Raw genomic sequence first — 14,491 nt, forward strand, 5'->3', positions numbered from 1 at the left:
CAAAACCTTAATCCGAAGGCGACGGTGGCAATAAGCTATCGCCGGGGAGAGCGCGTATAAACTGTTAAAACCATTGCGTGGGGGATGCCGGATGTTTCGGTGCCTCGCTGTGAATACTCGTGTGCGCGATGGCCGTTTTCTGCACGCGAGGCTGCGGGTGCCACTGGGCATCCGGCATTCCCCACGCCCTCTGTTTCAAGGGCGGACGTTTCTGGCAAACCCTCGGGCGCGTGCGCGCCGCGGGGCGTGAACTCATGTTTAAAGTGCCCGTCATTGCGGAGAGCCCTTGCGACCAAGCAATCGAGCCTACGGCACGTCGTCGATCGCAGACGTTGGCGGCCGGAGACTACGGAAGGATTGCGCCAGCCCGGCTCCGACCAGGGCGAAGACCACAATGGCAAAACCGGGAATTTGCAGGGAGAAGTCAATCAGGGAATGCAGGATACCAAGACATGCCACGGCCAGCGCCGCGACCACGATGATCCGGTCGCGGTTGCGGCTCCACAGCCCAAAACCGAGAACGGCGAAAATGCCAGCCCAGCCCGCAACGACGATGGCCGCGACCGGCAGACCCATATCGGATGCGATCTCCAGCGGCGTGCTGTGGGCGCGATCCCAAACCCCCCAGGAGGTCCAGGCGCTGCTTCGGTAGGTCGGATAGACCCAGGCGAAGGTGCCCTGTCCCGTTCCCAGCAAGGGGTGATCGCGGATCATTTCGAGCGTCGAGCGATAGGTCTCGAGGCGTCCGCCATCGGCCAAGCCCTCACTGTCCAGGCGCCCGATCACGCCGGCGCCGAGCACCTGGAACACGACCAGCAGCGCGCCGGCGGCGGCCAGCAGCACGCCGAGCGACCTGCCGCCGAACGTCATGGCCTTCCAGACAAAAGGCGCCAGCGCGGCGCCGCCCGCCAAAAGCGAGAGCAAGACGCCGGCCCGCGACCCCGTCAGGAACATGGCGACGCAGCACAAAAAGAAAGCCAGAAAGCCAATCATGGAGTCGCGCCGCAAACGCTTCAGCGCGTAGGCGATCATGCTCCAGGCGAGAGGCGCCGCGCGCGGCAGAAGCTGCCGGACACGCTCCACCAGAAGCAACAGCCAGACGATGGCACAGGCCCCGAAATAGACCGCGGCCGTATTCCGGTTGATGAACGTTGCGGTCAGAACCGTAAAATAGGCCTGCTTCTGCATCCACAGCACCCTGCCAGGGTCGATCAGAAAGGCTCCGATGCCGTACACGGCATAGAGCGATCCGGACCAGGCGACGACGGCAAGCAGCTGATAGGCGCGCTTGCGCTCGATGCAGACGATGAAGCTCACCAGCAGGCAAAGCGTGGCCGCCAAGGGCGCCCCGAGCGCCAAAATCGGCTGGTCGCGCACCAGCGAGCGCGATGCAGGCAGCGGCGAACCGAGCGCGTCGGACGCCGCCTGCCAAACCGGATCCGGCAGCGCCACCGGAAACCACGGCCTGATCGCGACCTGTTCGTGCAGTACCAGAACATAGGCGCCGACCACGATCGCGATAACGGCGAGGATCAGGAAATGGCGCGTATCGAGCGCCCGGAGCGAAGCCATGCAGAGTGCAATCCCAAGGCATGTGCACCAGGCGATGATCGGCAACGGATCGACCGAGCCAAACGGCAACGGCGCCAGCACGATCACGGCGAACAGAATGAATGCGGCGATGGTGTTGGGGGCGGGCTTGAGCGCGCGCGATCCTTCGAAGGCTCGGACTTCGTCAGCATGGACGACCGGTCGCCGCAGTATTTGATCCAAAGCGATGGCCCCTCAAACGACAGATCGTCTCATAAAAACAGAAGCTCATTTTTCGGGCACAGGTTTAGCATCATTGGCTTGCAATTGTAATGGAGGTCTAATGCGGCAAGTAGCGCTTCAGCGTCTTCAGTTGCGCTGGATCGGCGGCGGCCGGGAATGGCCTGGGCTCGGCGAGATACATGTAGCTGTCCGGCCACCAGGGTCCGGCGGCCCAATAGGTCAGCCCGATATAGCCGCCGGCGGCTGTCGACGTCGTCGCCGCGCGCCAGTGATCAAGCAGCGCGGTTGCCTCGATCGCGCAGCCGGCATTGTCGGCCCAGCCGATCTCGCCGATGATGCCCTGCAGGCCGTTGGCCTTGAGCCAGGTCGTGAAGGGATCGAGCCGCGCTGCGCCGGAGCCGGTGACGCAGATCGGCGAGGTCCCCGACCCGTCGCTGTCGAGGTATTGATGGGCCTCGAATGCATAATTGTGGCCGGGGTCGTAGGCTTTCAGCAGCTCTTTCGCATTGCCGCTGGTCGTCCAGGTCCATGCGCCCTGCCACGCGGTGCCCTGGAAGATGATCTTGTTGGCGGCCCCGGTCGCGCGTATCGCGGCGGCGATGGCGTTGTCGGTCTTGACCCACTCCAGCGCGGTCTGCTGATGGGGCTCGTTCATCAGGTCAAACCAGACGTAGGAGTTGCCCTTGTAGCGGCCGGCGATCCGGGCCCACAACTCGGCGAGTCGCGCGTTGGAGACGTCAATGCTGCCGGGAAGTCCCTGGCTGGCCGGCGCATCGTCAAGGTAGTAGCTGCCGTAATTGTGCATATCCAGCAGGCAGACAACGCGCTTTGCCGCGCATTCGCTCAAGACCGCATCGAGCTGCCGCATGGCCGCCTCGTCGAGGTTCGTTCACGAGGCGGCTTGAATGTTTTGAAAAAGGAAGGGGACGCGGATGATGCCAAAGCCTTGCGCGGCGACCCAGCCGAACCGGTCCTTACCGGGGTAAATGTATTTGTAAATGCCGATGCCGAATTCGCCGGAGGCTTCATTGAAGCCGAGCAGGGGTGTCATCGACGGCAAGGCAAGGCTGCCAAGCCGGACGCCGGCTTGCGCCACGTCGATCCGACCGATCTGACTGTCGCGGATGTCGAGAATGTAGTCCTTGCTGGCGCCGACGGCACCGGCAGTCATCGCGAAGGTAAAGGGAAACACCGTTTCCGGGCCAAAGGTCAAGGCGCCGGTGTGCGGGTCGAAGCCGGCCTTTCCATTCGCGGCGGCAGCAATGGACGCATTGAGCCCGCGCGTGAAGTCCGCATCGCCAGCCGTGCTGGCGGCGTCGACGGCAATATGCAGCGTGACCTCGGAGCTCAGCGCGTAATTGGTCATGCCGATCTCAAAGGTAACGGTGCCGCCGGTGCCGATGTTCGGGGCCGAGCGCAACAACGACCAGCGTGCGTCGGCGGCTGTGCCCTGTTGCGTATAGGCGATCCATCTTGAAATCACGGCGTAGCCGCGCTCGACGGGGGCGGCATTGGATGGCGCCATTGACAGCAGCCAGTCGACCTGCAGCTGCGTGCCGGGCGCCCACGGCGCATCATCGGCACTGCCGGCGACAGGCTGCCGCGAGACGGTCTGGGTGATCGGGATGGTGTAGGTTCCCGCCGCCAGCGTGATTTCCATCTGCTGGGCATTGATCTGCGTACAGGTGACGCCCGGCACCGTGGCGACCGCGGCGCGTACGCCGGCGCCAAAGTCTGTCGTGAAATGGCCTGCGCCGTGGTTGCTGTTTTGGATCCGGATCTTCTGTCCGGCGGCGGCATTGCGCACATCAAGCGTAGTCATGATGGTGTCGCCCTGATTCATGGTCGGGGCCGGCCATGTGGTCGTCAGTCGGACGCCGTCGGGACGCGCGGCGGCATCGGCGACTTGTCTCGGGCTGGCGATTTCACCTGCGCCGACAGCGATTTCCGGATTTCCGAGTTTGCGGGCATTGCCGGAGGCCGAAGCGGCGGCAGCGGCCGGGTCGTTATCAAGAACAGCCCCGATTGATATAATCCCCCAAAACGCAATTCTGCAAAACATGGTGGCCACAACTCCATGCGATCGCGGGCGCCAGCTGGAGGTCGCGCGAGATTTAGCTGAAAAGCCAGTTTACAATGGACCATGCGCCTCGCGCCATAAAGTAGAGCCAGCCGGCGGTTGCGACCAGCACCGCCGCGGCCCAAACGACCGTGAATGATTTTCCGCGCCACTCGCTCAGAAGGGCACGCAAGGTGTGGGCGGATTTGTCGATCCCGACATGGGGGTCGTCTGAATGCAAGTCTGTCATGAACGGAACCCGCCCGCCAGGATTTGGAGCGCATTGCCTGATCCCGCACCTTGCGCCGGAATTGCCCCGCGGGAATTCGATCTATGGCCCCACGCACTGAGGTAATGGGTGCTGTAAAGCCCGTATGGCGCGTGCATGGTCTTTCTCTCCCCCGCGAGGGTGATTCGGCTTGCGAGAACTGTGCATCCGCAGATGTGACCGAACTTCGACGCGACGGGTTCAAACTATCGCCATGCATCGCGAAGATTTGTCCGCACGCGAAGCATACGCTCGCGCAGGCGCGGCAAGGGAAGCCGATTCATAACGCGGTTGGCTTCTTGGAAGTTCCATAGAAGGTCAGATCATGCGCAACTTAATTCTCAGAAGCGCAAAACCTGCAGCAGCACCGGCTTGACGTAACGCGGCAGCATGACACCCGGATAAAAGAGATGCCGGCAACGGCCGAAGCCAAGGTCTTCAGCGCCGGGCTCAAAGGACGATGCCTGCTAACGATGGCATCTTAGGCAGTTTCGAGAATCGGCATCGCATGACGCGGAGGTGACAACTGCGACCCGGCCTCGGCTTCGCTGCTCCTATCCCTGCCGCCTCTCCACCGCGCGATCGATGCGCTGCATGGTCTCGATTGCGAGATAGCCGCCGTCGCGATAGCGCGCGCTGATTTCCCTGCTGTCGCGGCCGCAATGCGGACAGTGCACCGTGCCTTCGAACACATAGTGCAGGCATTGGCGGCAGAGCACCAGCACCGGCGCGGCACGGCCTTGCGGTGGCGGCGCAGGAAGACCGGTCATGCGCAGGGCTCCTCGACCGAGATCGGTTGTCCGACCGGGATTTGCTCTTCGACCAGCGCGAAGCGGCCGGTGGCGAACGGCAGCGAGGGGGCATCCTCGATCTTGACGATGCGCTCGCGGATGCCGCGTTCGGCGAGCGTCAGAACGCGGTGATGGCAATAGGGATTGTTGCCGCGCCGGCCGAGCAGTGAATCGGCGGTCCAGGTACAGCCGCCGCGACAGGCCTCGGCGTAATAGCAACTGCCGCAGAAGCCCCAGAGATCCTCGACGCCGCGGTTGCGGTTGAATTGCAGCGCCGGATGGGTCGCCCACAATTCCGCGATCGGGGTGTTGCGGACATTACCCGCTCCATAGCGCTGGGTGGCGAGCGACGGGCAGCCCTTCAGCGTTCCATCCGCTTCCAGGCCGATCGCGTTCTGGCCGGCCGGACAGCCGCCATAATAGCCGCGGTCGGGGCCGCGCCACAGCACGTCATAGGGGCCGAAATAGCCGATATTGTTGCCTGGCAGCAGCAACAGATTGCGCTCGCGTCCCCGATGATGGAGATCGGCCAATAGCGGCATCAGCGTGGTCAGCTCGTAAGGCTGCAGCAGGATTTCGTCGTTATCGACCGCGTTGCCCATCGCGACGGTGAGCTGGACCTGCCAGTATTTGGCGCCGGCATCGATGATGACGTCCATCAGTTCGGGAAGCTCTCGCATCACCGTGGCGGTGATCTGGGTGTTGACGCTCGCGATCAGGCCGAGGCTGCGGCAATCGTCCAGCACCCGCAAGGCTTCGCGGAACGAGCCGGGGACGCCGCGCAGCCGGTCATGGAGCGCCTGCAGGCCATCGATCGACACACCGAGGCCGAGCAGGCCGGCGTGGGCTGCGGATCCGATCATTTCACGGGAAAGCTTGTAGCCACCGGTCTGCATCGTGCAGTCGATGCCGTGGTCGCGGATGGCGCGGATCAGCGTCAACCAGTCCTTGCGGACGAAGGCTTCCCCGCCGATGATCGAGATTTCGCGGGTGCCGAGTTCCGCGAGCTGGCGGATGACCTCGATGCATTCGCTGGTACTGAGTTCCTTGGCGCGGCGATGCCCGGCGCGCGAGCCGCAGTGAACGCATTTCAGATTGCACGCGAGCGTGGTCTCCCAGACCACATAGACCGGTACGCAGTCGATCTGGTCGCGAAGCGATAATCTCCGCCTTGGACCATCGTCGAGTGAGGGTTCTGTCATCGACCGCAGCCTTTATTTTTGCCGATTTGGTTGCCGTTGTTGCTTGCCAGGCGTTGTCGCTTGCCAGGCAAGCTGTTTGTCGCGGGTTGCATGATGCAACACGAGCCGCCGCTGCGCCGGCTCGCCGTCAAAGGCCAAGGCGCGTCAGGTCTTACTTCTTCGCCGCGATTGCCTTCTCGAGATCCGCGAGCGATGCGCGCAACTCGCCGTCATCGCCCTCATTGCTCTTCAGCAGGTCGTTCGCCACGATACGATAGGCTTGCAAGGTTTCCAGGCTGGCGGATTTGATCTTGTCGCGGATGATCACGCCGTAGAGCTGCCTGATGGTTCCGTTGCCACCGCTACCATATTGAGCCATGCTAATCTCCTCTCGGGGTTTGAATAATATCGTCAGGAATTCGCGGCCGCGAAAAGTGCGGAGCGTGCCCAGGCGCCATCGCAGCGCCCGGTCAACCGGGAACTCCGACAACCGTATTCAGCGTCGAACGTCGCTATTTCTTGGCAGGCTTCGCCGCGATCGCGTGGTCGAGCTCCTTGACCGCATCGGCGAGATCCTTGTCCTGGTGATCTTTCAGGAGATCCTGAGCGACCGTCCTGTAGGCCATCAAGGTGTTCAGGTCAGCAGACTTGCACTTGTCGCGGATAATGACGCCATAGAGCGGACGGATGGTGCCGGAAGATGTCATGGTTATGTCTCCTGTTTGCTTGTGGCCAAACCTGAGAAGGCAATGGAAGGTAAGTCGCCCATTTGCAAAGCTGGATCGGCCTTACGGATTTGGCGGGATCACCGCCTCGAGAGATGAGTAATTAAGAAAATCGTCATTCAATTTTAAAGTGAATGGACTTTATAATACATTCTTGCCGATTTCAATAGATTTGATCGGGCATCCGACTGCGTCATGGTTCACAATTAGGGGATCAAAACCGAACACGCTAGAGGACCCGTACTGCTTCGCGAATTTCGATCAGGGCGGCCAGATAATGTTGCACGAAGTCGATACAAACCTCGCTGCCCAGAACACTTCGGCGCAGACCGCCGATCGCCATCGCGGGATTAGGCAGCAATGAGGCGTCGCGCGGCTGGATGATCAGGCCATCGAGGAACCGCAGCCCGCGCCGGCACGATTCGAGATAGTCGCGATGAAGCTGTTGCTTGCCCGAGGACCGTGCCAGCCAGGCCGCGGCGCCGAGGCCCTCCAGATAGAGCGCGGTGGTATAGCCTGGCGTATCGGACTGATGATCGTTCAGGAAGGCGCCGGTCTTGTTCTGTTGGAAGCAAAGGATCCAGTCGGCGACCTCAAAAGCGAGATCGGCAAAGCATGGATCTGGATTGACCTGCCACCAGGCCTTGCAGGCCTGCGTCAGCCACGAGACCTGCCCGAAGCGAGGCAGGTTACGAAACCGGTGCTGGTAATATCGAAAGGCCCGTGCGAGCTTCGCTTCGTCGATCGCGGTGAGGCCGGCGCGAACCGCGGTGGCCAATGCCAGCAATAGCTGGCCCGAAAAGTAATCCTGATAAGCATCCGACGCCACGGCTTCGTCGGCATGGGTGTGGACGCGGCCGTGGGCGTCGATGCGCGCCCAAAGCGCCGCCGCCAGCCGCGGAACCCAGCAGGCTCGCAGCGTTGCCTCCGGCATCTCGCACAACGCAAGAACCGTGAAGGCCATTTCAGCGACCGAACGATCTTGGCCGGGATAGGCGAGCCATAGTCCGTCGGCGGTTCCCTCGGCGCTGTCGAGCAGCAAGCGCGCGGTGCGGAGTGTGGCTGCGCCGGCGGATGCGTCCCATTCTCCGGAGACCCGTGCCAGCACCCATGCGGCATGGGCCAGCCGCGGCAGGTCGATGCCTTGATAGAGTTGATCCTGCAATGGCTCGTAGCGCGTGAAGAAGCTGCCGTCGGTGCGCTGGTGACGCAAGAGATAGCCGATGCCTAGCGGAACCAGCCGCGCCAACAGGCCGGGCAAGTCAGCCGGCGGCGCTTGTGGCGCAAAACTGCCCTCGACCAGCCGCTCGCCGGTCCGGTCCGCAAGCCAGGTTGTGCATTCGAACCGCGTCCAGCGATAGGGCGGTTCGGCGATCCCGGCCTTGCGCAGCAGTTCTTCGACGAAGGCGACAGGAGGAAGGCTGTAACGGCTGGCCACCGAAGGCAGATAGAGCGCAAACCGATTGTCCTGCTCGACCATCAGCGCATGCTGGCCATACCGGATGCGGCGGACAATGTCGGCGATGGAATGCAGCCCGAGTTCGAGGCGATCATGCAGCAATGCCACGGTAACGGTGACATCATCGGGTGCGGGCAAATCCGATGGATTTTCGAAGCGCGTGTCCTGCAGCGCGGACTCTACAAGCGTCGTCACATCCTCATCGAGCCTGCGCAGCACGGTTCCGAAACATCCGCGCAATCGTCCAGCGAGATGGACGCTGACATAAAGCGAATCCGTGCCGGAAGGCAGCAGGTCGTCGCCAAGTGGCGCGGTGCGCGGAGCACCGCCGGAGATCCGCGCGATCGCGATGTCACGCGCCCGCGCGACGATAAGGCCACCGCATTCGGCTTGCGTCAGCGGCGAAACCGCCGCTCCCGTGGGAACGCCGGTCGGCTGCCAGCGGATGCCGGGCTCGACCGCCTTGATGACGTCGTGGCGGAGGATGACGTGAGGTTCGAACGAAACCAGCCCGGCATTGGTGATGCGCGCGTGCCGATACTGATCCCACTCGTTCCGGATGCCGGGCATGCGCGGCAGCGCGCCGCCCATCCAGCCCGGCCGTTCCAGGCTGCGCACCACGATGCCATAGCGGTCGTTGTCAAGTTCGCCAACGCTGCATTGCTCCATCGCCGTGAAGAAGGTGACGGCAATCGCGCTGTCATCGAGCAGGGCAAGCGCCTCATGCTTCGGCAAGGAGTAGGCGGTCTTCAGCGCCGCCCACAATACCGCCTCGGGCGCGGGCCAGGCTTGCTCCCCGGGAAAATTCCAGAAGCCGTCGCGGGCGTGGCGGCGATGAATGTTCTGCAGGGAGCGCAGGCTCACCCAGGCGCCGCCGCCGGCCGGATAATCCTGATCGAGCGCAAGCGGCGGCCGCGGCAGCATGCCTGAAGTGAGGTATTCGCGCATCGCAAGCCGTGCCAGGGTGGCTGGATGCAATTGTTCCGGCGCGCGGGCCTCGCTCCATTGCAGGTTCGGAAAAATCTTGGTCGGATTGCCGATCGGTTTCGGCTCGTCATCCATGTGATAGATGAAGTCGGTCCAGATGTCGGTCACCGCCTCGACATGGTAGCCCTGCTCCTGCATCCGGGCGAAGCCGCCGTACCAGCCGAACCGCACCAGGAAGATGCCGCCCTCGACGCGGATACCGGCCGCGCGCAGCGTGTCGCAGGCCTGCTGCATCGACGTTCCGGAGCTGATCGAGTCATCGATCACGATCGTCGGCTCGTTCGGGTCGATCGGGCCCTCGATCAGTTTCAGCGATCCGTGTTTTTTACGCTGCTGGCGCACCAACAGCGCGTGATAACGGCCTGCCGACTGCAGGACGACCGAGCTCACGATTGGCACCGCGGTCAGCCCGAGCGTCGCGATCTGCCGGCCTTCGAACCGCCGCAGCAGTTCAAGCACGCAGCGGCCGGCGAGCTCCGCGCCGCGCGGCGTCAGGGTGACCTGCAGCGAATTCAGCATCCAGCGCGCGGTCGAACCGTCGCGCGAGAGGATCGGTTGCGTGGGGGATTGGTACAGGATCGCGTCCTTGCGCATCATGCGCAGCAATTCGCCGCGATCGGCATGAAACGCGGGCGGCAAGCGTTCAAGACTTTTCGACCAGGCTTCCATCACAAAACTCCGCCGCTGCCGTCGCGCCGCATCGGATGTAGGGATTAGATGTAGGGATTCTTGGGCAGAGCGAGACTCAAATACTGGCCGTCCAGCTCGATCGTCAGGTCGCGTTCGCGGAACTCGGCCAAGGCCGCCGCCAGCCAGTCGCTTCCGCCGAATTCGGCTGCAATCGCCCCGCCGGTTCTCGCATCGATGCAGAACTCGTAGAGCGCGGCGGGGCCGTCGGAGTATTCGTAACTCCGCGCCACCGGCCTGCGCCCATCCTCGATGAAGATCGACGCGCAGGATTTTCGGTAGTGCAGCGTCGGCCTCGCGCCATGGCGCCAGCGCTCCTGCCAGTCGCCGACGGCGCGGAAGATGTCGTCATATTCGTGATCGGGCAGCATGCCCGGTCCGTCATGATCGAAATAATATGAGATCCGCTCAAGATTGAACCTTCCGCGCGGAAAAATGTAGCGATAGCAATCTGCCGGACGCAGGCGGCCGACGCCGTGCCGGTCCGGGTCGGTGAACATCGGCGAGCCGCGGTCGGCGCGGGCTCTTGCGATGGCGTAGGGCGGTTGCAGATGCGGGATCTTGCCGATCACATTGCACTGGCTGCGATAGTCGTCCGGCGTCTCGCCGGCGAAGCCGACCAGGATGTTGTAGAGATTGTTGATGCCGTAATAAGTACACCACTTCATCAGTTCCAGATTGCGCATGCCGGTGGAATGCTTCTTCATCAGCTTGAGCACGTGGGTGGACAGGCTCTCGATCCCGGGCTGCACCGAAACCAGTCCGCCGCTGCGCATTCTGGCAAGCTGCTCGCGCTTGAAGTGCGGGCGGATCTCGTAATGCAGGCGAATATCGCTTTTGGCTTCGGCCAGTCGCCCGAACAGCTGCTCGGTGTATTCGGGCGCCATGATGTTGTCGATTGCGTTGAAGTCGAGGCGTCCGTAGCGGCGCGAGAGGGCCTCCAGCATGTCCATGACCTGCTGCGGCGCCTTGGCGCGGAACTCCATGCCGGCGCGGTTAAGGCCACAGAACGTGCAGTGATGTTTCGCGCCCCACCAGCAGCCGCGCGCGGTCTCGATCGGCAGCAGCACCTCGCTGTGCGGACTGTATTGCGCATAGCGGCTTTCGGTGCGGGCGTAGAAGTACTCATCGAATTCCGGCACCGGCGTCACATTGAGGTCGCGCAGATTGGCGGCGCGCCCGCCGAAGACGACCTGACCCTTGTCGCGCGACATCAGGCCCTGCAGTCCGCCAACCGGCCTATCGTTTAGAATGTTGCTGATGATCTCAGGCAGCGAGATCTCCGCGTCGCCGCAAAAGACGTAGTCGACCTGCGGACAGCCGCGGACCACTTCCTCGGCGATGTCATCCTCCAGCGCGGCGCCGCCGAAAATGACCGGCAGCGCCGGATGACGCGCTTTCAAGGCGCGCGCCAGCGCGACGCTTGCCAGCAGTTGCTGGAACACCAGGGAAAATCCGACGAGGCCGAAGCGGCTCCAGTCGATGCTGTCGACGCAGAAATCGATGAAGCGCGGCGCCGCTTCATCGCGCAGCCGGCGCAGATCATTGATCGAGCAGCCGGTGAGCTTGCAGACGGTGTGGAAATTGCGCTCGAACACCTCGAAATATTCCAGGTCCTCTTCGTGTTCGCCGAACGCCGCCTTGGTCCAGATCCACTCGCCGATCAGGCTGGGCCATACCTCGGCCAGCACCTCGTTCATCTGCCAGCCGACATGGGTGCCGAAATACATGAACAGGGAGAAGGGCTGGGCGGCAAAGCCATGGCTCTCCAAAAAAGGCTTGAGCAGGCCGAGCTGAAAGGACGGGAAGCGCCCCGACAGCGTCGGCATGCTCACAAGAGCGATCGGCTTTGCGGACGACATCGGTCGGCTTTGCTCCTGATCGATTCGTGCTGACGCGCCGATGGCCGAAGCGTCCTATTTGTCCCGGGTTGGCTTTTGCTGCGGCGCAATTTCGGGACGGATTTCCGGCCTGATCTCGGGGCGGACGTCGGGCCTGATATCGGGCCGCACGTCGGGCGCGATTTCAGGCCTGATCTCCGGGCGAATTTCAGGTCTGATGTCCGGTCCGATTTCCGGCCGAACATCCGGCGCGACTTCCACAATGGTCTCGGGAGCGACTTCGCCCAATATCCTGGACGGCCGCTTGACATCAGGCCTTTCGGTCGGGGCAACCTCGATGATGGGCCGCCGGACATCCGGCCTGGGCGGAGCAACCTCTGTAATCGGTCCGGGTCCGGGCCGCACATCCGGCCTTTCGGTCGGGGCGACTTCGATGATGGGCCGCTCCCGCACATCCGGCCTGACCGGCGGTGCGACCTCGACAATGGTTCCGGGCCGCATCTCCGGCCTCGCGGTCGGGGCAACCTCCACGATGGGCCGCTCCCGCACATCGGGCCTGATCTCCGGCGAGACCTCGACGATGGCCTCGGGAGATTTCCTCACATCGGGCCTGATCTCGGGGGCGACTTCGATGATCTTTTCGGGGCCTCCCCGTACATCGGGACGAACATCCGGTGCGACCTCGACCATGTCGTCGGGATATTGCCGGACGTCCGGCCTCGCGCTCGGGGCAACCTCAACGATGGGGCGCTGCCGGACATCGGGCCTGACTTCGGGCGCGACCTCGACGATGGCCTCGGGAGCGTTGCGGACATCCGGCCTGACCTCGGGAGCGACCTCGATGATCCGCCCGTGCCGAACGTCCGGCCTGGCGTGCGGGGCGACCTCAACGATCGGCCCATGCTTGGCGCCCAAAGCTTCATCCGGCGCGATTTCAGGTTTTGCCTCGGGCCGGCTTGCGGCGCTCTTCGCGCTATCAGCGGATTTTCGCTCCTTGTCGTCTTCCATCGGATCCTCCCGCGAGAGACCATCGTCAACAGCCCCAAGGCCGGCTAACCAAGGCTGGCTAACCAGCTGACTTGCCAGGGCCAGTTTAGCAGATCGCAACCTGTAGTCGAATTATAAAAGCTGTCGCCGCCGGCGCCGAGCTCCAATACCTTCTTGATTATCCCGACTACCATTTGCCGGGAAAGGAGGGTTGTGATGCGCTTCACATACACCTGAAGTTTTTTGGAATAGACTGAAGCGGTGCCGGCGCGTGGCTGACCCCTCGAAGACCGACAAAAATGACAAGACGCATCCTGTTTTCTTTTTCGCAGATACCGCAGGTGTTGCTGCCGGGCGACCGCGCCGATCCAATTTCCTGAAAGTTCACCTTGAGAAAAGGATTTCAACGATGACGCTCGCCTATGGATATGTCAAAGCCAAGATCGTCTCGGAGCCGTTTCTGAAACCGTCGCGTCACTCCCACGAAATCCAGTACCACCTGCATTTCAGCCTGTTGGTGGACGGCGACAAGTGGGACGTCGCCGTCAACGTCGGAACCAACGACGCCGACGATCTCCTGAAATACAAGCTGGCCTTCGATTTCAGGCATCCCGTGGTCGAGAACCTCGCCGCGGCGCCGGCGGGATCACACGACCTGACCGGTCAGGCCGCGCTTCCCGCACTCGATTTCCTGCGCAGCGACCTGCTCGCCAATACCGGCAAGTGGCGCGACAGCGATGTCATGGACGGCTCTGACGCGCCCGAACCTTCCGCCTCTCTCCGGCGGCTGTTGTCAAAAGCCCACGCCCAGAATTTCGACGTCTATGTGTTCGGCCGCTTCTACAGCGAGGGCAACGGCATCCACGACACCCATTTGAACCAGGGATCGACCAAAGGTTTTATTCACCGCGACGGCGATGATTCCAACGATCACAACGATGTCTGGCAGGATGGCGCCGTCATGGTCGATATCGGCGAGCCGGAGTGGGCGGCCTATTTCGCCGCCTTCAACCAGCAACTGGTTCCGACTGATGACCTCGGCAACCCGTTGCCGGGCGCGGCGACGATCTAGTTGAGCGTCTCCGAAGTTCTTGTCATATCGGTATCCTGCCCGGCATCATCCTGAGTTACCCACCGGCGGCGCCGACCCACTGCGCATGAAACCTGGGTTGGTATCAGGGCCGAGAGCATGCAAACGATAGGTTTCATGGCATCGCCCGGCCTGACTGGACGACCCATTATTCCAGAGCCCGGTCGATCTTTCCTCGCTGCCGTTCCGAAAAGCAGGGCTTTCCGGGCGATCGCGAGAGTTGTGTCTTCGAAAGACCGCACCTTTTTCCCTGTTAAGCCCTGTTAATACAGGGGCGGAAACAGGCCAGGTTCCAGTGTTAGATTCGCAGGGTGGGCAAAAGGCGCTCTTCGCGCCGTTGCCCACCACCTGTTGCTTGAAATGATTCTTAAGTTGGTGGGCACGCGATCGGTTAGCGCATTCGCGCTACCGATGGCTTTGGTTTGCCCACCCTACAAAATTCCGATACACTTTTCAAACAGCCGAGCAAGGATAGTCTGAGATCGTCATTGCGAGCGTTAGCGAAGCAATCCAGCTTTGGCGCCGCGAAAAGAAAGCTGGATTGCTTCGTCGCAAGGGCTCCTAAAAAGAAACAACGCGTTAAGGCATTGATTTTTCCTTCTTTCTTTTTTGCATTTCAGGCGGCCTTGGCGATGGGCTGCAG

10 protein-coding genes and 1 pseudogene are annotated in these 14,491 nt (G+C 62.3%); 1 reads left to right on the plus strand and 10 read right to left on the minus strand.

Going from position 1 to position 14,491, the window contains the following annotated elements:
• Positions 1 to 306 precede the first annotated feature (306 nt).
• The 10 genes and pseudogenes from ABSG20_RS14775 to ABSG20_RS14820 form a co-directional block, all read right to left on the minus strand.
• Positions 307 to 1,773, minus strand: a complete 1,467-nt coding sequence (locus tag ABSG20_RS14775; RefSeq protein ID WP_423865244.1) for an O-antigen ligase family protein — start codon at positions 1,771 to 1,773, stop codon at positions 307 to 309.
• Between the two features lie 97 nt (positions 1,774 to 1,870).
• Positions 1,871 to 2,647 (minus strand): annotated as a pseudogene (locus ABSG20_RS14780) (cellulase family glycosylhydrolase); the annotation flags it as partial.
• A 15-nt stretch (positions 2,648 to 2,662) separates the two neighbouring features.
• A complete protein-coding gene (locus tag ABSG20_RS14785) occupies positions 2,663 to 3,835 on the minus strand; it encodes a hypothetical protein (protein WP_423865245.1) in 1,173 nt (390 codons plus the stop codon).
• An 819-nt stretch (positions 3,836 to 4,654) separates the two neighbouring features.
• Positions 4,655 to 4,870, minus strand: coding sequence for a hypothetical protein (locus ABSG20_RS14790; RefSeq protein ID WP_423865246.1), 216 nt, complete (start codon positions 4,868 to 4,870; stop codon positions 4,655 to 4,657).
• On the minus strand, positions 4,867 to 6,093 hold the full coding sequence (locus ABSG20_RS14795) for a radical SAM protein (RefSeq protein WP_423865247.1): 1,227 nt from the start codon (positions 6,091 to 6,093) through the stop codon (positions 4,867 to 4,869). The genes ABSG20_RS14790 and ABSG20_RS14795 overlap by 4 nt, the downstream gene beginning before the upstream one ends.
• Positions 6,094 to 6,244: 151 nt before the next feature.
• Positions 6,245 to 6,451, minus strand: a complete 207-nt coding sequence (locus tag ABSG20_RS14800; RefSeq protein ID WP_423865248.1) for a hypothetical protein — start codon at positions 6,449 to 6,451, stop codon at positions 6,245 to 6,247.
• Between the two features lie 133 nt (positions 6,452 to 6,584).
• Positions 6,585 to 6,779, minus strand: a complete 195-nt coding sequence (locus ABSG20_RS14805; protein ID WP_423865249.1) for a DUF1843 domain-containing protein — start codon at positions 6,777 to 6,779, stop codon at positions 6,585 to 6,587.
• A 247-nt stretch (positions 6,780 to 7,026) separates the two neighbouring features.
• A complete protein-coding gene (locus ABSG20_RS14810) occupies positions 7,027 to 9,912 on the minus strand; it encodes an AMMECR1 domain-containing protein (protein ID WP_423865250.1) in 2,886 nt (961 codons plus the stop codon).
• Between the two features lie 44 nt (positions 9,913 to 9,956).
• The gene (locus ABSG20_RS14815) at positions 9,957 to 11,792 is read right to left on the minus strand and encodes a RiPP maturation radical SAM C-methyltransferase (RefSeq protein ID WP_423865251.1); all 1,836 of its coding nucleotides are present in this window, start codon (positions 11,790 to 11,792) and stop codon (positions 9,957 to 9,959) included.
• Positions 11,793 to 11,846: 54 nt separating this feature from the next.
• On the minus strand, positions 11,847 to 12,779 hold the full coding sequence (locus ABSG20_RS14820; protein WP_423865252.1) for a hypothetical protein: 933 nt from the start codon (positions 12,777 to 12,779) through the stop codon (positions 11,847 to 11,849).
• Between the two features lie 388 nt (positions 12,780 to 13,167).
• Between ABSG20_RS14820 and ABSG20_RS14825 the strand changes: the two genes are divergently transcribed.
• A complete protein-coding gene (locus ABSG20_RS14825; protein ID WP_423865253.1) occupies positions 13,168 to 13,830 on the plus strand; it encodes a DUF2278 family protein in 663 nt (220 codons plus the stop codon).
• Positions 13,831 to 14,491 lie beyond the last annotated feature (661 nt).

This window comes from Bradyrhizobium sp. (assembly GCF_049512235.1).
In the GTDB taxonomy this organism is placed as follows: Bacteria; Pseudomonadota; Alphaproteobacteria; order Rhizobiales; family Xanthobacteraceae; genus Bradyrhizobium.